This window comes from Streptomyces ficellus (genome assembly GCF_030406405.1).
GTDB classification, from domain to species: Bacteria; Actinomycetota; Actinomycetes; order Streptomycetales; family Streptomycetaceae; genus Streptomyces; species Streptomyces ficellus_B.
The window spans coordinates 1-20,127 of sequence record NZ_JAUEPL010000005.1; the positions used below are offsets into that span (position 1 = coordinate 1).

Genomic DNA, 20,127 nt, shown 5'->3' on the forward strand with positions numbered 1-20,127 from the left:
CTTGAGAGGGTAAGGCTCCCAGTAGACGACTGGGTTGATAGGCCGGATATGGAAGCCCAGTAATGGGTGGAGTTGACCGGTACTAATAGGCCGAGGGCTTGTCCTCAGTTGCTCGCGTCCACTGTGTGGTTCCCGGGTTGCGAACAGTCGCACCGGTTGAACCAGTTTCACTTGCTTACTTAATTGAAAAGTGTGCTTGTTCGCTAGAACCCGATAGGGTTTCGGTGGTCATAGCGTTAGGGAAACGCCCGGTTACATTCCGAACCCGGAAGCTAAGCCTTTCAGCGCCGATGGTACTGCAGGGGGGACCCTGTGGGAGAGTAGGACACCGCCGAACAATCTTTTAAGGACCCTTGGTCCCAGCGTTCATGCTGGGACCAAGGGTCCTTTTTTGTGTTTGATTTCTTCTGAAGCGCGTCGGAGAGCCGACTGCGCGAGAATGACTGCGGTACCCGAAGACAGGAGCTCAACCCATGCCCACCAACTCCTCCGACGATCGTCCCGAGCGCGAGCCGCGCCGTAGTGACGGTGGCGACCGAGGCGGCTTCCGTGGGCCGCGTCGCGACGACAACCGTGGCGGTGGTGGCGGCGGCTTCCGTCGTGATCGGGACGACCGGGGCGCGCGTCCGGCGAGCAGCGGCGGCGGGTTCCGGCGGGATGACCGCCGTGATGACCGTCGCGATGATCGGCGGGGCGACCGCCGTGACGACCGGCGGGATGACCGGCCGGCGTTCCAGCGTGACGACCGTGGGCCGCGCCGCGATGACAACCGTGGTGGCACTGGCGGCGGGTTCCGGCGCGACCGGGACGACCGGGGTGGACGCCCGGCCGGCGGCGGTGGCGGGTTCCGCAGGGACGACCGCGACCGCGATCGGGGCGGGCGTCCGGCGAGCAGCGGCGGCGGGTTCCGGCGTGATGACCGCCGTGATGACCGTCGCGATGACCGGCCCGCGTTCCGCCGTGACGACCGGCGGGATGACCGCCGTGACGATCGGCGTGACGACCGGCCGCGTGGGCCGCGGCGGGACGACCGGCCCGGGTTCCGGCGGGATGACCGGCCTGGGTTCAAACGTGATGACCGGGCCCCGCGTCGGGATGACCGGCGGGATGACCGGGGCGGGTTCCGGCGTGATGACCGCCGGGATGACCGGCGTGACGATCGTGGGGGCTTTCCCCGCGACGACCGGGCGCCGCGTCGGGATGACCGGCGGGATGACCGCGGTGGGTTCCGGCGCGACGACCGGCGTGATGACCGCCGGGATGACCGGCGTGACGATCGTGGCAGCTTCCCGCGCGACGACCGGGCACCGCGGCGTGACGATCGGCGGGATGACCGCGGTGGGTTCCGGCGCGATGACCGCCGTGACGACCGGCGGGACGACCGGCCGCGTGGGCCGCGGCGGGACGACCGGGACCGGGGCGGGTTCCGTAGGGACGACCGCGACCGGGGTGGCTACCGTGGGCGCGACGACCGTGACCGCGGTGGGTTCCGGCGCGACGACCGGGAGCGGACGCGGGACCGTGAGCCGATCAAGCGGCTGCCGATCCCGGACGACGTCACCGGGGACGAGATCGACAAGGACGTGCGGCAGGAGCTGATGAGCCTGCCGAAGACGCTCGCCGAGGACGTCGCCAGGAACCTGGTGATGGTCGCCAAGGTCATCGACGAGGACCCGGAGCAGGCGTACGCGTACTCGCGTATCGCGCTGCGGCTGGCCTCGCGGGTCGCCGCCGTGCGCGAGGCGGCCGGCTTCGCCGCGTACGCGACGCAGAAGTACGCCGAGGCGCTGGCGGAGTTCCGGGCGGCGCGGCGGATGACCGGGAGCGTCGAGCTGTGGCCCGTCATGGCCGACTGCGAGCGCGGGCTGGGCCGACCCGAGCGGGCGATGGCGATGGCCGGTGAGCCCGAGGTGCAGAAGCTCGACAAGGCGGGCCAGGTCGAGATGCGGCTCGTGGCCGCCGGGGCGCGCAGGGACATGGGGCAGCTGGACGCCGCCATCGTGACCCTGCAGAGCCCGGAGCTGGCGTCCAACTCGGTACAGCCGTGGACGGCGCGGCTGCGGTACGCGTACGCCGACGCGCTGCTGGAGGCCGGGCGTGAGGCCGAGGCGCGGGAGTGGTTCGCCAAGGCGCTGGAGGCCGACAAGGAGGGCGCGACCGACGCTTCCGACCGGCTTGCCGAGCTCGACGGCGTCGAGTTCGTCGACGCCGCCGTGGAGGAGGACGTCGAGGAGGACGAGCGGCAGGACGAGGGCCGGGACGAGGGCCGGGAGGGCTGAGTCCGCGTAGATGAGGAGGGGCGGCACCCTTTGGGTGCCGCCCCTTTTTCGTGTACTTTCGCGTACTTTCGCGTCCGCGTCAGTCGACGTCGAGGCTGCGCAGGACCAGACCCGTCGCGGGCTTCGGGCCGAAGGAGGTGGACTTGCGCGGCATGGTGACGCCCTGGCGGGCGAGGTCGCGGACGACCTCCTCGCGTACCGGATGCATCAGGACCGCCGTACCGCCCCGGCGTTCGGCCTGGGTGACGGCGGCTTCGGCGTCGTGGATGTAGCTGATGTCCTCGGGGGCGTCGGGGACGCGCCAGATGTGCTCGATGAGCGTGGAGTGCAGCACCGTGGCGTCCAAGGTGCGCCAAGCCTCGGGGCGGTCCGCCGGGACCGTACGGGCCAGGAGGTCCGGGGCGGGGCGGTCGATGAGGTGGAACCGGCCGTCGCCGGCCAGGAGGAAGGCGTTGCCCTTCAGGGCGGCGGTGGCAAGGGCGTCCAGGGCGGCCGGAAGAGGGCCGTCGACCGTGCGTATGCGGAACGTCCCGCCGAGGGCGGCCAGCGCGTCGGCGACCGGGAGACGGTTCAGGAGCCGGTGTATGGCGCGGACCTGGAGGGGGTAGCGGGCCGTGTCGATGAGGAGGACGAGCCCGTAGTTCCAGGGGCTGGGCGACGGGTGCTCCTCGCGCAGCCGCAGATAGGTCGCCCAGCGGTGGTGGCCGTCGGCGATCAGTGCCTGGTGCCGGCCGAGGTCGCCGGCGACCTCGGCCAGGGCGGCCGGGTCGGTGACGGACCAGAGGCGGTGGCTCACGCCGTCCTCGGTGGTCGTGGCGAGGAGCGGCGCGCTCAGGACGGTGCGCTCGATGACGGCGGTCGCGCCGGTGGCGGTGCCGTTGCCGCGGTAGGTCAGGAGCAGCGGTTCCAGGTTGGCGGCGGTGGTGCGCATCAGGGAAGCGCGGTCCTCGACCACGTGCGGTATGACGTCCTCGTGGGGCAGCACGATGCCCTCGGCGGGGGTGGAGAGCTCCAGGCTGCCGATGAGGCCGCGCTGGAGCAGGTCACCCTTGCGTTGCTCGTACACATAGAGGGCGGGCTCGTCGTCGGCGGCGAGGACGCCCTCGGAGAGCCAGTCGTGGAGGGTCCGGGCCGCCTGCTGGTGGCGGGCCTCGCTGGTCTCGGCCTGAGGAAGGATCAGGCGGACGATGTTGTGCGGGTCTGCTGACTCCAGGTGGTGGACACCGTCGGGCCGCACGACCACGTCGTACGGGGGCGAGGTCACCGCGGCGAGGCTCCCCACCCGTTCCGGGACATAGCGCAGTCCACGGAAGGGGAGCAGGTGCAGACCGTCGTTGGCCACGGGACCTGTGGTGTTCATCTCTGCATCGTATGTGGGCGGAGGGTATGAGCGATGATCGGGGCAGTTGGCTGTGGATGGAGGAGTGCGGACATGGCACGGCAGCAGGGCAGGAACCGGCCGGACGGCAGTGCGGCCCCGCTGAGCGAGGCGTACGACACGGCGCTGCTGGACCTGGACGGGGTGGTGTACGCCGGTGGGGAGGCGATCCCGTACGCCGTGGAGGCGCTGGGGACGGCACGGGCGGGCGGGATGCACCTGGCGTACGTCACCAACAACGCCCTGCGCACGCCGGACGCCGTGGCCGCGCACCTGACCGAGCTGGGGGTGCCGGCGGAGCCCTCGGACGTGATCACCTCGGCGCAGGCGGTGGCACGGCTGATCGCCGATCAGGTGCCGCGCGGGTCGCGGGTGCTGGTGGTGGGCGGTGACGGGCTGCGGGTCGCGCTGCGCGAGCGCGGGCTGGAGCCGGTGGAGTCGGCGGACGACGATCCGGTGGCGGTGGTGCAGGGGTACGGGGGGCCTCAGTTGCCGTGGGGGCGGTTCGCGGAGGCGTCGTACGCGATCGCGCGCGGGGTGCCGTGGTTCGCGTCCAACACCGATCTGACGATCCCGGGCCCGCGGGGCATCGCGCCCGGCAATGGCGCGGCGGTGGAGGTCGTACGGATCGCGACCGGGGCCGAGCCGCAGGTGGCGGGCAAGCCGCTGCCGCCGATGCACCGCGAGACGATTCTGCGGACAGGTGCGAAGCGGCCGCTGGTCGTGGGGGACCGGCTGGACACCGACATCGAGGGGGCGTTCAACGGGGGTGTGGACTCACTGCTGGTGCTGACCGGCGTGACGGACGCCGGGCGGCTCCTTGCCGCCGTGCCGGAGCACCGGCCGACGTATGTGGACGCCGACCTGCGGGGGCTGCTGGCCGGGCAGCCGGACGTCGGCGGGACGGCGGACACCGGTTTCGTGTGCGGCGGGTGGAGCGCGTCGGTGCGGGGCGGTGAACTGGTGCTGGACGGGTACGGGGGCGGGGGCCGGGACGGCGAGGGGGGCGGTGCTCCGGGTGCGGCCGGGGGCGGTGGCGCGCTGGATGGGCTGCGGGCACTGTGCGCGGCGGCCTGGACGTACGCGGGCGAGGGCTCGTGCACCCTGGACGCGGGCAAGGCGCTGACCAGGCTGGGGTGGTGAGCTTCCGGTCGTCGGGGAGGTGCGCGGCGGCCGGTCCTGGAGGCCAGGCAAAGGTAGGCTAACCTAACCGGGTGTTGGTCGACAGTCCTCCCAAACAGAGCGCGGAACCGACAGCCGCAGCCGAGCCCCGTGGGCGCCGCCGTTCGGTGCGCGCCGCCGGGCTGCCGGTCGCCCTCGGTGTCCTGCTGCTGGTCTGTGCCGCGAGCATCATGGTCGGGGCCAAGCCGGTTCCGCTCGGGGACGTGTGGCACGGCCTGTTCCACAACTCCGGTACGGGCAACGACATCCTCGTCCAGGAGCTGCGCCTGCCCCGGACCATCCTGGGACTGATCGTCGGCGTCGCGCTCGGCCTGTCCGGTGCGGTGATGCAGGCCCTCACCCGCAACCCGCTCGCCGAGCCGGGCCTGCTGGGCGTGAACGCGGGCGCCTCGGCCGCGGTCGTCACCGCCATCAGCTTCCTCGGCGTCACGTCGCTGACCGGCTATGTCTGGTTCGCGTTCGCGGGCGCCGCCATCGTCTCGGTGGTGGTGTACGTCCTCGGCGGCAGCCGCAGTTCCACCCCCGTACGGCTCGCGCTGGCCGGCACCGCCGCGACCGCCGCGCTGTACGGGTACGTCAACGCCGTGCAGCTGCTGGACTCCGCCGCCCTGGACCGGCTGCGCTTCTGGACCGTCGGGTCGCTGGCCAACGCCGACATGGCGACGGTACGCGGCATCGCGCCGTTCCTCGTCGTGGGCGTCGTCCTCGCGCTGCTGATCGCCCGGCCGCTCAACGCCATGGAGATGGGCGACGACACCGCCCGAGCGCTCGGCGCGCACCTCAACCGCACCCGCGCGCTCGGCATGCTGTCGGTGACCCTGCTGTGCGGCGCCGCGACCGCCGCGTGCGGGCCGATCGTCTTCATCGGCCTGATGGTGCCCTACCTCGTACGCGCCCTCACCGGCCCCGATATGCGCTGGATCCTGCCGTACGCGGCGGTGCTCTCGCCCGTCCTGCTGCTGGGCGCCGACGTTCTCGGGCGGGTGGTGGCCCGGCCGTCCGAACTCCAGGTCGGGATCGTCACCGCGCTCGTCGGCGGGCCCGTCTTCATCCACCTCGTACGCCGCAAGAGGATGGCCCAGCTGTGATCACCAGGAGCAACAGGGCGATACGCACCCCTGGGGGCCTGTCCGTCCGGTACGAGCCGCGCGCGGCCGTCGCCGTCGTGGTGCTGGCCCTGGTGACCGTGGCGGCGGGCGTCGTCCTCATCGGCAGCGGCGACTTCCCGATCGCGCCCGGCGACGTCGTCGCCACCCTCCTCGGCGACGGCACGACGGCGCAGGAGTTCATCGTCCAGGACCTGCGGCTGCCGCGCGTCCTCGTGGCGATCCTCGTCGGCGCGTCGCTCGGCGTGGGCGGCGCCGTCTTCCAGTCCGTCTCCCGCAACCCGCTCGGCAGCCCCGACGTCATCGGCTTCGGGCAGGGCGCCACGGTCGGCGCGCTGACCGTGATCGTGCTCTTCGGCGGCAGTGCCACCGCCGTCGCGGGCGGTGCCGTCGTGGGCGGCGTGGTGACCGGCGTCCTGATCTACCTGCTCGCCTGGAAGCGGGGGGTGCACGGCTTCCGGCTCGTCCTCATCGGCATCGGCGCGGCCGCCATGCTGACCGCCGTCATCCACTACCTGATCACCAAGGCCAACCTGATCGACGCCACCCGGGCCGTGCTGTGGATGACCGGCACGCTCGACGGCCGTGACTGGGCGCAGTTCTGGCCGCTGCTGGCCGTCTGCGCCGTGCTCGTGCCGCTGGTGCTGGGATACGGGCGGCCGCTGCGGATGCTGGAGATGGGCGACGACGCCGCGTACGCGCTGGGCGTGAAGGTCGAGCGGACGCGGCTGGTGCTGATGGCGTCGGCCGTGCTGCTCGTGTCGGTCGCCACCGCCGCCGCCGGGCCGATCACGTTCGTCTCGCTGAGCGCGCCGCAGCTCGCCCGCCGGCTCACCCGCTCGCCGGGCCCCAACCTCGCCGCCTCCGCGCTCATGGGCGCGGCCCTGCTGCTCGTCGCCGACTGGACCGCGACCAACGCCTTCGGCGAGCGGGAGCTGCCGGTCGGTGTCGTGACCGGCGTCGTCGGCGGTGTCTACCTGCTGTGGCTGCTGGTCACGGAGCGCAAGGCAGGCCGGATATGAGCCCGGACAGCACCATCAGCAACGCCCGCGATTCCAGGAGTACGTCCATGAGCCCGTCCGTGAGCACGTCCGAGAGCACGTCGGTTGGTACGAATGTTGGTACGTCCGTTGGCACGTCCACGCGGCAGCGTCTGAGCGCGGAGTCGGTCACCCTCGCCTACGAGCAGCGGGTCATCGCCCGGGACCTCTCGGTCCGGATACCCGACAACTCCTTCACGGTGATCGTCGGCCCGAACGCGTGCGGCAAGTCGACGCTGCTGCGAGCGCTGTCGCGGATGCTGAAGCCGACGCAGGGGCGGGTGCTGCTGGACGGGCAGACCATCCACTCCATGCCCGCCAAGAAGGTCGCCAGGACGCTGGGGCTGCTGCCGCAGTCGTCCATCGCGCCGGACGGCATCACCGTCGCCGACCTCGTCGCCCGCGGCCGCTACCCGCACCAGGGGCTGCTGCGCCAGTGGTCCCCCGAGGACGAGAGGATCGTCCGGGAGTCGATGGACGCCACCGGCGTCGGCGAGCTGGGCGACCGGTACGTCGACGAGCTCTCGGGCGGGCAGCGCCAGCGCGTGTGGATCGCGATGGCCCTCGCCCAGCAGACGCCGCTGCTGCTGCTGGACGAGCCGACGACGTTCCTCGACATCCAGCACCAGATCGACGTGCTCGACCTGTGCGCCGAGCTGCACGAGACGCAGGGGCGCACCCTCGTCGCCGTACTGCACGACCTGAACCACGCGGCGCGGTACGCCACGCACCTCATCGCGGTACGGGGCGGGGAGATCGTGGCCGAGGGGCCGCCGTCCGAGGTGGTCACCGCGGAGCTGGTCGAGCGGGTCTTCGGCCTGCGCTGCCAGGTCATCGACGACCCGGAGACGGGCACGCCGCTGGTGGTGCCGGCGGCGCGCAGGGCGCGTGCGGCGCGAACGGCCGGCGCGGGTGGTGCAGGTGTTGCAGCTGGTGCGGCAGGTGATGCGGCGGGTGAGGTCCGGGTGGCGGCGGGCGCTCTAGAGAAGTGACCGCAGCCGCAGCAGGTCGCGGAAGCTCGCCTCCAGCCTGATCCGGCCGGAGGCCCACGCCCTCGCGAAGTTCAGCTCACCGTCCACCATCGCGACCAGGTCGTCCCCGGCCATCGCCAGCCGCATCTCCGCCCTCTCGCGCGGCGGCCCGTCGTGCCGGTCCAGCACCTGGATCCGGCCACCGGTGAGGCGGCCGGTGAAGGTGGTGTCGAGGTCGGTGATGTGGCAGCTCAGCGAACGGTCCAGGGCCGCGGCGCTGCGCACCTCGCCGTCCGCGTGCTGGAGGTTGTCGGAGAGTCTGTCGAGTGCGCTGCGGCACTCCTCGATCGTGGCCATCGACACCGACCGTACCTCAGCGCTTCGCGGTAGCGTCTGGGCATGAGCGACGTAATGCCGGAGGGCTGCTCGGGGGACACCTCGCAGGACGGCGAGGCCCTGGGAGCGCGGCAGGAGAGCCCTGACGGACCCGGCGGCCCGGAGGCCCCCGGGGCCGACGCGGACGGTGCGGACGGTGCGGACGGTGCGGACGGTGCGGCGGAGTCGTATGACCCGGCTGCGGCCGCGCCGCTCGGGGTGGAGCGGGTCGCCACGGGGCATCCGCGGGTGGACGCCGGGCTTGAGCGGCTGGGCGACGCCGAACACCTCCCGGCGGACGGACACCTGGAGGTGTACGAGGATGTACACCGGGAGTTGCGCGACGCGCTGACCGCGCTCGACGACCGACCGCCGAACCCTACGTACGACCACAGGAGCTGAACCGAACGTGGCAGGAGTGGCACGCCGCCGTCTCGACGCCGAGCTGGTACGCCGCAAGCTCGCCCGCTCGCGCGAGCACGCGAGCCAGCTGATCTCGGCGGGACGGGTGACCGTCGGCGGCAACACCGCCACCAAGCCCGCCACCCAGGTCGAGACCGCCGCCGCGATCGTGGTGGCGCAGGACGACGCCGACCCCGAATACGTCTCGCGCGGCGGCCACAAGCTGGCCGGTGCCCTGGAGGCGTTCGTGCCGCTCGGCCTGAGGGTCGAGGGGCGGCGGGCGCTGGACGCGGGCGCGTCCACGGGTGGGTTCACGGACGTGCTGCTGCGCGCCGGGGCGGCCCACGTGGTGGCCGTGGACGTCGGGTACGGGCAGCTCGCCTGGTCGCTGCAGAGCGATGAACGCGTCACCGTCAAGGACCGTACGAATGTGCGTGAGCTGACGCTCGACGTGATCGACGGAGAGCCGGTGGACCTGGTGGTGGGCGACCTGTCCTTCATCCCGCTGGGGCTGGTGCTGCCCGCCCTGGCGGGCGTTTCGGCGCCCGGTGCCGACCTGGTGCTGATGGTGAAGCCGCAGTTCGAGGTGGGCAAGGAACGGCTGGGCAGCGGCGGAGTCGTACGGAGCCCGGAGCTGCGCGCCGAAGCCGTACGCAAGGTGGCGCGGCAGGCCGGTGAGCTGGGCCTCGGCGTGCTGGGCGTCACCGCCAGTCCGCTGCCGGGCCCGTCCGGCAACGTCGAGTACTTTCTGTGGCTGCGGGCAGGGGCGCCCGCGCTGGATCCGGCGGATGTGGACCGCGCCGTGGCGGAGGGACCTCGTTGACATCGACGACAGCAGCACCTCGCACCGTCTTCCTGCTCGCGCACACGGGCCGGCCGGCCGCCGTGCGCAGCGCCGAGCTGGTCGTCCAGGGGCTGCTGCGCAGCGGCATCGGCGTACGCGTCCTGGCGGCGGAGGCGGCCGACCTGCCGCTGCCGCCGACCGTCCAGACGGTGCCGGAGGCCTCGCCGGACGTGCTCGACGGCTGTGAGCTGCTGATCGTCCTCGGCGGTGACGGGACCCTGCTGCGCGGCGCCGAGTTCGCACGCGCCTCCGGGGTGCCGATGCTCGGCGTCAACCTGGGGCGCGTCGGGTTCCTCGCCGAGGCCGAGCGCGACGACCTCGACAAGGTCGTGGACCGGGTCGTGACGCGGGCGTACGAGGTCGAGGAGCGCATGACCCTCGACGTCGCCGTGTACGAGAACGGCGATGTGCTGTACACCGACTGGGCGCTCAACGAGGCCGCCGTACAGAAGGTGTCGGCGGAACGCATGCTGGAGGTCGTCCTCGCGATCGACGGGCGGCCGGTGACCGGATTCGGGTGCGACGGGGTGATCTGCGCGACACCGACCGGTTCGACGGCATACGCCTTCTCGGCGGGCGGGCCGGTGATCTGGCCCGAGGTGGAAGCGCTGCTCATGGTGCCGATCGGGGCGCACGCGCTGTTCGCCAAGCCGCTGGTGACGACCCCGGACTCGGTGCTGGCCGTGGAGGTCGAGCCGCACACCCCGCACGGGGTGCTGTGGTGCGACGGGCGGCGCACCGTCCAACTGCCCGCGGGCGCGCGGGTCGAGGTGCGGCGCGGGGCGGTGCCGGTACGGCTGGCACGGCTGCACCACGCGTCGTTCACGGACCGGCTGGTGGCCAAGTTCGCCCTGCCGGTGTCGGGCTGGCGGGGGGCACCGCACTAGGGGGCGTCCCGCCGGGATGGCGGGCGGACGGGCCCTTGACGACTTGGCCTTTGGCCGGGGAGTCGGTGGCTGGGGGCTGGGGGCTGGGGGCTGGGGGCTGGGGGCTGGGGGCCGGTGCGGGGGCGCTGCGGCCCTGGGCGGATGACACGGCGCAGGCGTCATGGCGGGCTGGTGCGGTGAGGCGTCACGGCGTGCCGGTGCGGGCGAGCCGTCACGGCGGGCCGGTGCGGTGAGGCGTCACGGCGGGCCGGTGCGGGCGACGTGGGGCGACGGCCGGTTCGGCACTCATGGTGATCATGGTGGGGGCGGGCAACCTTGCCGGTCCTGGACGCTGCTCCCCGTATCGCAGGTGGGGACCACCCCACCCCGGCGGGTGACACCCGGCCCCTATTCCTCCGCCGCGACCTGCGGCTTCGGCGACGCGGGGCGGGGTCCGTCGCACACCGGGCCCCGGACCTCGTAAGGTCTTCTCCGTGCTGGAGGAGATGCGGATACGGTCGCTCGGAGTCATCGACGACGCGGTGGTCGAGCTGTCACCCGGTTTCACCGCGGTGACCGGCGAGACCGGCGCGGGCAAGACCATGGTGGTGACCAGCCTCGGGCTGCTGCTCGGCGGGCGCGCCGACCCCGCCCTGGTGAGGATCGGTTCGCCCTCGGCCGTCGTCGAGGGCCGGATCAGCGTGCCCACCGGCGGCGCCGCGGCGCTGCGGGCCGAGGAGGCGGGCGCCGAGCTGGACGACGGCGCGCTGCTCGTCAGCCGCACCATCTCGGCCGAGGGCCGCTCCCGGGCGCACCTGGGCGGGCGCTCCGTGCCCGTGGGCGTGCTCGCCGAGCTGGCCGACGAACTCGTCGCCGTACACGGCCAGACCGACCAGCAGGGCCTGCTCAAGCCCGCCCGGCAGCGCGGCGCGCTCGACCGGTACGCGGGCGAGGCGGTCGCCGGACCGCTCGCCAAGTACACCGAGGCGTACCGGCGGCTGCGCGCCGTCTCCGCCCAGCTGGACGAGCTGACCACGCGGGCGCGTGAGCGGGCGCAGGAGGCGGACCTGCTGCGCTTCGGCCTCGGCGAGATCGAGGCGGTCGCGCCGCGCGCCGGCGAGGACGTGGAGCTGGCCGCCGAGGCGGAGCGGCTCGGCCACGCCGAGGCCCTCGCCTCCGCCGCCGCGCTGGCCCACGGGGCGCTTGCCGGCAACCCCGAGGACCCGGAGGTTCTGGACGCGACGACCCTGGTGGCGGGTGCGCAGCGGGCGCTGGAGGCCGTACGGTCGCACGACCCCGCGCTCGCCGCGCTCGCCGACCGGATGGGCGAGATCTCGATCCTGCTCGCGGACGTGGCGGGGGAGCTGGCCGGGTACGCCGACAACCTGGACGCCGACCCGCGGCGCCTGGCGGCCGTCGAGGAGCGGCGTGCCGCGCTTACGTCGTTGACCCGCAAGTACGGCTCCGATGTCGCCGCCGTCCTGGCGTGGGCGGAGGAGGGCGCCGCCCGGCTCACCGAGCTGGACGGCGACGACGACCGGATCGGCGAGATGACGGCGGAACGGGACGCCCTGCGGGCCGAACTGTCCGTTCTCGCCCAGGCACTGACGGACGCGCGAACGGAGGCGGCGGCGCGGTTCGCCGACGCCGTCACGGCCGAGCTGGCCTCGCTCGCCATGCCCCACGCGCGCGTGTCCTTCGACATCCGGCAGACCGAGGACCCGCACGGCGTGGAGGTCGGCGGGCGCACGGTGGCGTACGGGCCGGCCGGCGTGGACGAGGTCGAGTTGCTGCTCGCCCCGCATCCGGGCGCGCCGCCCCGGCCGATCGCCAAGGGCGCGTCGGGCGGTGAGCTTTCGCGCGTGATGCTCGCCGTCGAGGTCGTCTTCGCCGGGACGGACCCGGTCCCGACGTACCTCTTCGACGAGGTCGACGCGGGCGTCGGCGGCAAGGCCGCCGTGGAGATCGGCCGGCGGCTGGCCAAGCTCGCCAAGTCGGCGCAGGTCGTGGTCGTCACGCACCTGCCGCAGGTGGCGGCGTTCGCCGACCGGCAGCTCCTCGTCGAGAAGACCAACGACGGGTCCGTGACCCGGTCCGGTGTCACCGTCCTGGAGGGCGAGGACCGGGTGCGTGAGCTGTCACGCATGCTGGCCGGCCAGGAGGACTCCGAGACGGCCCGTGCGCACGCGGAGGAGCTCCTGGCCACGGCCAGGGCGGACGCCTGACGGCATCCCCGCCTCGGCGGTGGGGTCGGGTCGGGTGTCTGCCCATAGGGACTGCTCGGGTTGCGGCGGCGTGGGCGGGGGCGGGGCGGGGGCGGTACGGTGCCGGGCTCTGCCCGGCCGGCCGGGAACTGCGCGGCTCCGGGCGGATTCGGGTGGGTTCAGGTGGGTTTGGGCAGCTTCGGGACGGGTGTCGTTCAGCTCGGTGCGGTGCGGTGCGGTGCGGTGCGGTGCGGTGCGGTGCGGTGCGGTGCGGTGCGGTGCGGTGCGGTGCGGGTCGTTCGCTGCCGGTGGGGGCGGGGCCCCTCCGGGCTCGTCTCCTCGGGGCCGGCGGCCTCGGGTCTCCTGATGGGGAGCCCCTGCTTCGCCTCCCCCAAGCTCTCGGCTTCACTCGAGCAGGGGGGACCCCCATCCCCTGCGGGGACGACCCTGCACGGCCCCACCCAGTGCCGGACGTCGGCTGCGGCGCTCCTAGGGTGGCGCACATGATCGAATTCTGTAGGAGCGCCGTCGTGGGCGCGGTGGCCGCCGGGGCCACGCGCGCCGCGTACGTGGGGTTGCGGCGGCGCCGTGACGAACGGTGGGAGCGGAAGAACCACGCCGGGCGGACCGTCGACCTGTACGCGGGGCCGGCCGTGGCGGCAGGCGTGGCGCTCGGGGCGCTGCCGGCGGGCGGACGGGGGCGGCGCGCGGCCGTGCTGGCCGGCCTTGCCGCGGGAGCCTGCGGGGCGTACGACGACATGAAGGGTGACCACCGGCGGGGTTTCCGGGCGCACCTGGGCGCCTTGCGTGAGGGAGAGGTGACCAGCGGGGCGATCAAGCTGTTCGGGATCGGCTCCGCCGGGCTCGCCGCGGGCGCGCTGCTCAAGGAGCGGCCCCTCGACAAGGTCCTCGCGGGCGTGGTCATCGCCGGTACGGCCCACCTCGTCAACCTCGTGGACGTACGACCCGGGCGTGCCGCGCTCACGGTGCTGGCGCTCGGCGCGCCCGGGCTGCCGCGCGGGCCGCTCGCCGCTGCGCCGATGGGCGCTGCGGCCGCCGTCGTCGCCGCCGACCTCGGTGAGCGCACCATGCTCGGCGACACGGGCGCCCACGCCCTGGGCGCGGCACTCGGCACCGCGATCGCCGCCGCCAACGGGCGTGCCGGACTGGTGGCCCACGCGGCCGGGCTTGTCGCCGCCGCGGCGTACGGCGACAAGATCAGCCGCCTCGCGGGCTCACCCGTGTGAGTGATCCACTCTGACGGCTTACGGCGCCCGACACGGCCGCTTCGCCCCGGCGGTACCGGAACGTGCGTACGGACTGGCATTCTTGGGCGCGTGACACAGCTGCGTACGGTCCAAGTGCTGGGCGGCGGCAGCGCGGGCAGCAGCGCTCACGTCAGATCACTGGCCGCCGGGCTCGTGGCGAGGGGCGTACGGGTGACCGTGTGCGCCCCGGCCGAACTGGACCACGACTACGACTTCCTGGGCACCGGGGCGCATTTCATGCCCGTGCCGCCCCGCAGCGATCCACTCGCCATCGGGGTGCTGCGCGCGGCGTGCATGGGCGCGGACGTGGTGCACGCGCACGGACTGCACGCCTCGGTACGGGCCGGGCTGGCCCTTGGCAGCCAGCGCGCACCGCTCGTCGTGACCTGGCACACGCGCACGCACGCGGAGGGCGCTCGGGGCCGGTTGCTCCGGCTCATGGAGCGAAAGACCGTGCGCACGGCGGCTGTTGTGCTGGGCACGTCGTCCGAACTCGTCGACCTCGCCCGGCGCAGGGGCGCGCGCGACGCGCGGCTCGGGCCCGTGTCGATCCCCGCCCCGCGCCACGGCGTCACCGAGGCCCACGCCGCCAAGGCGCGAGCGGAACTCGGCGCCATGGACCGGCCGTTGGTGATGGCCGTCGGCGCGCTGGAGCCGCACCGGGGATACCGGACGCTGCTGGACGCGTCGCGGGCGTGGCTGCGCCGTGACCCCGTGCCCTTGGTCGCCGTCGCGGGGGAGGGGCGGCAACGGGCCTGGCTGCAACGGCGGATCGACGCGGAAGGGCTGCCGGTGCGGCTGCTCGGGCGCCGCGACGACGTCACCTCGCTGCTCGCCGCCGCGGACGTCGCGGTGCTCCCCAGCCGCTGGGAGTCCCGCGCCCCGCTCGCCCAGGACGCGCTGCGCCTGGGCGTCCCGCTGGTCGCGACGGCGGTGGGCGGGGTGCCGGAACTGGTCGGCGGCGCGGCCGAGCTCGTCCCGTACGGGGACGCGGGCGCGCTGGCCGCCGCCGTGACGGCCCTGCTGGACGACCCGGCTCGGCGGGCCGCGCTGGCGGCGGCGGGGCGGGCGCAGGCGGGGACGTGGCCGACCGAGGACGAGACGATCGCGCAGGTGCTGAGCGTGTACGACGAGCTGTGCGCGGGCGGCTGACGGCGAAACCCGTTCCTCCGCGCCCGGCGGTGGCCGCCGCCCTCAGAGGGTGTGGCGGCGGGCTCTGAGGGCCAGCGAGAGGGCCAGGACCGTTTGGGGGTCGTCCAGGTCCGTGCCCAGGAGGTCGGCGATGCGGGCCAGCCGGTTGTAGAGGGTCTGGCGGTTCAGGTGGAGTTCCCGTGCCGTCTCCGCCTTGCGGCCCGCGTGCGAGAGGTACGTCTCCAGCGTCGGCAGCAGGGGCGGGCGTGACGTCCGGTCGTGGTCCCGCAGCGGGCCGATCGCCCGGTCCACGAACGCCGCGAGGGCCGCCTCCCCTCCGTGGTGGCGCAGCCTCCACAGCAGCAGGTCGATGTCCAGGCGCCGCGCGTCGTACCAGGCCCGGTCCGGCAGGCCCTGCGCCGCGGTCGCCGTCTCCGCCGCGTGCCGCAGGCCCGCCGACGCCGCCGCCCAGCCACCCGGGACGCCCACCACGACGACCGGCGGGTGCCCGCCCCCGCGCTCCAGCCCCGCGCGCGCCGCGCCCGCCCGCAGCGCCGCGGCCACCCGGTCGGCGACCGCCGTCCGTTCCGACTCCGTACGCAGCCCCAGCAGCAGCGGCACCCGGCCCTCGACGGGGCGTACGCCCAGCAGCACCGGGACGCCCACCGCGGACAGCTCCTCCAGCACCGCCCGGGCCAGCAGCGCCCAGTTGCCGGACGGGGACGGCTCCGGGGCCATCCGCATCACCACCGGCAGCAGGGGCCCGTCACCCGGCTTGAAGCCCAGCACCCGCGCCTGCGCCGGCGCGTCCTCCGCCGTGATGCGGCCCTCCGCGAGGTCGGTGAGGAAGTCGCCCCGCCCCCGCGCCGCCAGCTCCTCCTCCTGCCGCGCCTGCATCAGCACCACCGCCAGGATGCCCGCCGCCCGCTCCGCCGCCATGCGGTGCACCGGCAGCAGCACACCGGAGACGGACAGGAGCACCAGCCGGGCGCGCACCGAAGCCGCGCCGGGCCCGCCGCCCGGCACGTCCACCAGCACCGCGCCCGCCGGCGGCTCCGCCTCCCGCGCCGCCCGCCGGCCGCGCAGCCCCTCCCACACCTGGAGAGGATCGGCGCACGAAGGCCCCGATTCGGTGCCCGCCGCGTACAGAAGCCGGCCGTCCGCCGTCTCCAGGAACACGGGGTTGGCGGCGAAATCCGCCAGGATGCCCAGCACCTGCGGCACCCCGCCGCCGCCCAGCAGTGCTTCCGTGCACCGCCGGTGCACCTCCTCGGCCTGCCGCAGCAGCGCGTAGTGCCCGTTGACGATCTCGGTGTGGACCTCCTCCGTGACCGACACGAAGGGCACCTCCCGGTGCAGCTGGACCAGCGGCAGCCCCGCCGCCCGCGCCGTGTCCACGATCGTCGCGGGCAGCCGCGAGAACCGCGGCCCCAGCTCCACCACCAGCGCGGCGATCCCGCGCTCCGCGAGCTGCCGCACGAACGCCCGCTGCTCCGCCGGCCGCGTACCAAGCCCCAGTCCCGTCGTCAGGAGCAGTTCGCCGCCCTTCAGCAGTGACGCGATGTTCGGCACCTCACCGGCGTGCACCCAGCGCACCGTGCGCTGGAGCCGGTCCGCCCCGGCCACCACCTCCGGAAGCCCGCCGCGCAGCCCGGGCAGCTCCAGTGCCCGCTGCACGGTGATCCCGCCGTGATCACCCTGATCGCCATGACCGTTCATGCGGCCGGACGCTACCCCGCCACCCGTTCCGGGAACATCACCCGCCGATGACAGCTCCGCCCGGCCCTCGACAACTCGTCGCCCCGAGGCGTCATTTGCGCGACCGCATGTCGCTTGTGGCGTACGTCACGCCGGAGGAGGGTCTCGCGGCATGGCAGACAAACCCATCCCCGAGGTGCAGCGGCTCAAGGCGGACTCCGTCGGACTCGTCGGTGTTGTGTTCATGGCGGTCGCCACCGCCGCACCGATCACCGCGATGACCGGCAACCTCCCCATCGCGGTCGGCTTCGGCAACGGCACCGGCGCTCCGGCCGGCTACCTCTTCGCGACCCTCGTCCTGACCGTCTTCTCCGTCGGCTACGTCGCCATGGCGAAACGGATCACCGCGGCCGGCGCCTTCTACGGCTACATCTCGCACGGCCTGGGCCGGATCGCCGGCATGGCCTCCGGGATGCTCGCGGTCCTCGCGTACATCGTCTTCGAGGCCTCCATCGTCGGCGTCTTCGCCTACTTCACCCGGACGACCGTCGCCGACCAGCTGGGCGTGGACCTCCCCTGGATCCTGTACGCGGCGGGGATGCTCGCCGTCACCGCCGTCCTCGCGTACTTCGACATCAACCTCACCGCCAAGGCGCTCGGCGTGATGCTGATCGCCGAGATCGCGGTGCTGTTCGCCGTCGCCACGGCGGTACTGCTGAACGGCGGCGGCCCGGACGGCATACCCGTCGAGCCCATCAACCCCGCCAACGCCTTCACCGGCGCCTCCGCGGGACTGGGGCTCTTCTTCGCCTTCTGGTCGTGGGTGGGCTTCGAGTCGACGGCGATGTACGGGGAGGAGTCCCGCGACCCCAAGCGCGTCATCCCGCGCGCCACCCTCGTCTCCGTCATCGGTGTGGGCCTCTTCTACATCTACGTCTCCTGGATGACGATCGCCGGCAACGGCCTCAAGGGCGCGGTCGAGGCGTCCTCCTCGGCCACCCCCCTGGACCTGTTCTTCGCCCCGACCACCACCTACCTCGGCGCCTGGGCCGTCGACGCCTTCCAGTGGCTGCTGCTGACCGGTTCGTTCGCCTGCGGCATGGCCTTCCACCAGTGCGCCTCGCGCTACCTGTACGCCATCGGCCGCGAGGGCTTCCTCCACCCCGCCCTCGGCCGTACGCACCCCACGCACGGCTCGCCGTACATCGCCTCGTACGCACAGAGCGCGATCGCCGTCGTCCTGGTCGGCGCCTTCTGGGCAACCGGGCAGGACCCGTACATCCACCTCTACACGCTGCTGGCGATCCTCGGCACGATGGCGATCCTCATCGTCCAGACCCTGTGCTCGTTCGCCGTCATCGGCTACTTCCGCAAGAACCACCCCGAGGACCGGCACTGGTTCCGGACCCTCACCGCCCCGCTGCTCGGCGGCATCGGCATGACGGCGGTCGTCGTCCTGCTGGTGCTGAACATGGAGACCGCCGCCGGCCTCGCCGCCGACTCCCTGTTCTTCACGCTCATCCCGTGGATCGTCGGCGCCATCTTCTTCGGCGGCCTCGGCCTGGGCCTCTATCTGCGGGCCAGGCAGCCGCGGCGCTACGAGATCATCGGCCGGATCGTCCTGGAAGACGCGGCCGAGCGTGCAGACGAAGACCACCAGCCCGCCACTGTCTGAGGAGCAGACCCATGTCCCGTACGCCCCTGATGCACGCCCTGCGCCGACTCGCCGCCGAACACTCCGCGGCACGGCGGCTCAACCTCCCCGTGGAAGCCGTCCGTGGCTCCACCCGCCGCGAACTGCTCCAGCGCGCCGCCGCCCTCGGCCTGGCGGCGGGCGTGGGCACGGCGGTGGCCGCCCGCCCCGCCCCCGCGCACGCCGCGACCGCCCCGCGCATCGCCGTCGTCGGCGCCGGTATCGCCGGGCTCACCGCCGCCCTCACCCTGAAGGACGCGGGCCTGAACTGCACGCTGTACGAGGCCAACCCCACCCGCGTCGGCGGCCGCATGTGGACGCAGCGCGACCACTGGGCGTACGGCCAGATCTCCGAGATCGGCGGCGAGCTGATCGACACCAGCCACAAGAAGATCCTCGAACTGTGCCGCCGCTTCGACCTGCCCGTCGAGGACTTCCTCGGCGGCGGGCCCAACGGCGCCGAGGAGGTGCTGTGGTTCAACGGCACCTACTACCCGCGCCACCAGGCCGACGAGGACTTCAAGGCCGTCTACCAGCTGCTCCACCGGGACCTCCAGGAAGCCGGCGAGGTCATGTGGAACCAGACGACCCCGCACGGCACCGCACTGGACAACATGTCGATATACGAGTGGATCGAAAGCCGCGTCCCCGGCGGCCACTCCTCGCCGCTCGGCCGGTTCATCGACGTCGCCTACAACGTCGAGTACGGAGCCGAGACCACCGAGCAGTCGTCGCTCGCCCTCGTCCTGCTGATGGGGTATCAGACCAATCCGGGACATTTCAATGTCTGGGGCCTGTCCAACGAGCGCTACCACATCACCGGCGGCAACGACCAACTGCCGAACGCCATCGCCGCCTCACTGCCCTCCGGCACCCTGCGCATGGGCTGGTCGCTGACCGCCGTACGCGCGGGCGCCGACGGCACCCAGACCCTGACCTTCAGCGAGGGCGGCACCACGCGCACGGTCACCGCCGACCACACCATCCTGTGCGTCCCGCTGCCCATCCTCAAGCAACTGGACCTGACCCACGCGGGCTTCGACCCGCTCATGCGCGACCTGCTGCGCGACGCGCGCATGGGGTACTGCACCAAGCTCAACATGCAGTGCGGCACCCGTCCCTGGCTGGGCACCGGCCCCTGGCCGGGCGTCTCGGCGGGCGACTGCTTCACCGACACCGACGTCCAGCAGGCCTGGGACACCACCAAGATCCAGCCAGGCACCGGCGGCATCCTCATCCAGTACGCCGGTGGCGCGCTCGCCAAGAAGCTCGCCCCCGCCGGGCCGTTCTCCACCGAGTCCGACCCGTACGTACGCGACCTCGCCGCCCGCCGCCTGCGCGGCATCGACGCGTTCTTCCCCGGCACGTCCAGGGCGTGGACCGGCCGCGCCCAGCTCTCCGCCTGGCACCACAACCCGTACACGCTCGGCGCGTACTCGATGTGGCCCGTGGGCTATCTGCACCGGTACGCCGGGTACGAGGGCACCGCGCAGGGCAACATCCACATCGGCGGGGAGCACTGCAGCTACGACTTCCAGGGCTTCATGGAGGGCGGCGCCACGGAGGGCGAGCGGGCGGCCCGGGAGGTCATCGCGCGGGTCGGCTGAGGAGGGCCGGACTCCGGATACGGAGGAGGGGTTGCCGGAAGGGCGGGCGTCGCCCGCTGCACCAGCGGGCAGCGAAGGGCTAC

At 73.4% G+C, this 20,127-nt stretch carries 17 protein-coding genes and 2 rRNA genes; 16 read left to right on the forward strand and 3 right to left on the reverse strand.

Annotation, left to right across the window (positions count from 1 at the left end; all coding sequences use genetic code 11):
* From QWM81_RS05095 to QWM81_RS05110, 4 genes are all read left to right on the forward strand, one after another.
* Nucleotides 1-106 (forward strand): 23S ribosomal RNA (locus QWM81_RS05095); the annotation flags it as partial.
* Nucleotides 107-220: 114 nt separating this feature from the next.
* A 5S ribosomal RNA gene (gene rrf / locus QWM81_RS05100) occupies nt 221-337 on the forward strand.
* Between the two features lie 212 nt (nt 338-549).
* The gene (locus QWM81_RS05105; RefSeq protein WP_290110567.1) at nt 550-1,599 is read left to right on the forward strand and encodes a hypothetical protein; all 1,050 of its coding nucleotides are present in this window, start codon (nt 550-552) and stop codon (nt 1,597-1,599) included.
* On the forward strand, nt 1,539-2,279 hold the full coding sequence (locus QWM81_RS05110) for a tetratricopeptide repeat protein (protein WP_290110553.1): 741 nt from the start codon (nt 1,539-1,541) through the stop codon (nt 2,277-2,279). Before QWM81_RS05105 ends, QWM81_RS05110 begins: the two co-directional genes overlap by 61 nt.
* 79 nt (nt 2,280-2,358) lie before the next feature.
* Here the strand turns inward: QWM81_RS05110 and QWM81_RS05115 are convergent, their stop codons facing one another.
* Nucleotides 2,359-3,639, reverse strand: coding sequence for a DUF1015 family protein (locus tag QWM81_RS05115; protein WP_290110297.1), 1,281 nt, complete (start codon nt 3,637-3,639; stop codon nt 2,359-2,361).
* 72 nt (nt 3,640-3,711) lie between these two features.
* Here QWM81_RS05115 and QWM81_RS05120 point away from each other — a divergent pair, with 72 nt between their 5' ends.
* The 4 genes from QWM81_RS05120 to QWM81_RS05135 all read left to right on the forward strand — a co-directional run bounded on the left by QWM81_RS05120 (nt 3,712) and on the right by QWM81_RS05135 (nt 7,977).
* A complete protein-coding gene (locus tag QWM81_RS05120) occupies nt 3,712-4,800 on the forward strand; it encodes an HAD-IIA family hydrolase (protein ID WP_290110298.1) in 1,089 nt (362 codons plus the stop codon).
* A 71-nt stretch (nt 4,801-4,871) separates the two neighbouring features.
* Nucleotides 4,872-5,927, forward strand: a complete 1,056-nt coding sequence (locus QWM81_RS05125) for a FecCD family ABC transporter permease (protein WP_435372330.1) — start codon at nt 4,872-4,874, stop codon at nt 5,925-5,927.
* Nucleotides 5,927-6,967, forward strand: a complete 1,041-nt coding sequence (locus QWM81_RS05130; protein WP_290110555.1) for a FecCD family ABC transporter permease — start codon at nt 5,927-5,929, stop codon at nt 6,965-6,967. The genes QWM81_RS05125 and QWM81_RS05130 overlap by 1 nt, the downstream gene beginning before the upstream one ends.
* A 47-nt stretch (nt 6,968-7,014) precedes the next feature.
* Nucleotides 7,015-7,977: an ABC transporter ATP-binding protein gene (locus QWM81_RS05135; protein WP_290110299.1), complete on the forward strand. Its 963-nt coding sequence runs from the start codon at nt 7,015-7,017 to the stop codon at nt 7,975-7,977.
* On the opposite strand, the gene QWM81_RS05140 is transcribed toward QWM81_RS05135, so the two are convergent.
* Entirely contained in the window at nt 7,966-8,313 is a 348-nt protein-coding gene (locus QWM81_RS05140; RefSeq protein ID WP_290110300.1) for an SCP2 sterol-binding domain-containing protein, read from the reverse strand. The two genes, QWM81_RS05135 and QWM81_RS05140, sit on opposite strands and share 12 nt — an antisense overlap.
* A gap of 42 nt (nt 8,314-8,355) precedes the next feature.
* On the opposite strand from QWM81_RS05140, the gene QWM81_RS05145 reads away from it, so the two are divergent.
* The 6 genes from QWM81_RS05145 to QWM81_RS05170 all read left to right on the forward strand — a co-directional run bounded on the left by QWM81_RS05145 (nt 8,356) and on the right by QWM81_RS05170 (nt 15,067).
* Nucleotides 8,356-8,733 (forward strand): hypothetical protein, encoded by a 378-nt coding sequence (locus QWM81_RS05145; protein ID WP_290110301.1) that lies wholly within the window; start codon nt 8,356-8,358, stop codon nt 8,731-8,733.
* Between the two features lie 7 nt (nt 8,734-8,740).
* Nucleotides 8,741-9,556 carry a TlyA family RNA methyltransferase gene (locus QWM81_RS05150; RefSeq protein ID WP_290110303.1) on the forward strand — a complete coding sequence of 272 codons (816 nt, stop codon included), beginning with the start codon at nt 8,741-8,743 and terminating at the stop codon, nt 9,554-9,556.
* On the forward strand, nt 9,553-10,464 hold the full coding sequence (locus tag QWM81_RS05155) for an NAD kinase (RefSeq protein ID WP_290110304.1): 912 nt from the start codon (nt 9,553-9,555) through the stop codon (nt 10,462-10,464). The genes QWM81_RS05150 and QWM81_RS05155 overlap by 4 nt, the downstream gene beginning before the upstream one ends.
* Before the next feature lie 485 nt (nt 10,465-10,949).
* The gene (gene recN / locus QWM81_RS05160; RefSeq protein ID WP_290110556.1) at nt 10,950-12,668 is read left to right on the forward strand and encodes a DNA repair protein RecN; all 1,719 of its coding nucleotides are present in this window, start codon (nt 10,950-10,952) and stop codon (nt 12,666-12,668) included.
* Between the two features lie 482 nt (nt 12,669-13,150).
* Complete coding sequence (locus QWM81_RS05165; protein ID WP_290110305.1) at nt 13,151-13,894, forward strand: hypothetical protein; 744 nt, start codon at nt 13,151-13,153, stop codon at nt 13,892-13,894.
* A 90-nt stretch (nt 13,895-13,984) separates the two neighbouring features.
* Nucleotides 13,985-15,067, forward strand: a complete 1,083-nt coding sequence (locus tag QWM81_RS05170; protein WP_290110306.1) for a glycosyltransferase family 4 protein — start codon at nt 13,985-13,987, stop codon at nt 15,065-15,067.
* Between the two features lie 42 nt (nt 15,068-15,109).
* Here QWM81_RS05170 and QWM81_RS05175 read toward each other — a convergent pair whose 3' ends face one another.
* The gene (locus QWM81_RS05175) at nt 15,110-16,765 is read right to left on the reverse strand and encodes a PucR family transcriptional regulator (RefSeq protein ID WP_290110307.1); all 1,656 of its coding nucleotides are present in this window, start codon (nt 16,763-16,765) and stop codon (nt 15,110-15,112) included.
* A 151-nt stretch (nt 16,766-16,916) separates the two neighbouring features.
* Here QWM81_RS05175 and QWM81_RS05180 point away from each other — a divergent pair, with 151 nt between their 5' ends.
* Nucleotides 16,917-18,419, forward strand: coding sequence for an APC family permease (locus QWM81_RS05180; protein ID WP_290110309.1), 1,503 nt, complete (start codon nt 16,917-16,919; stop codon nt 18,417-18,419).
* Between the two features lie 11 nt (nt 18,420-18,430).
* Nucleotides 18,431-20,044, forward strand: a complete 1,614-nt coding sequence (locus QWM81_RS05185; RefSeq protein WP_290110310.1) for a flavin monoamine oxidase family protein — start codon at nt 18,431-18,433, stop codon at nt 20,042-20,044.
* Nucleotides 20,045-20,127 lie beyond the last annotated feature (83 nt).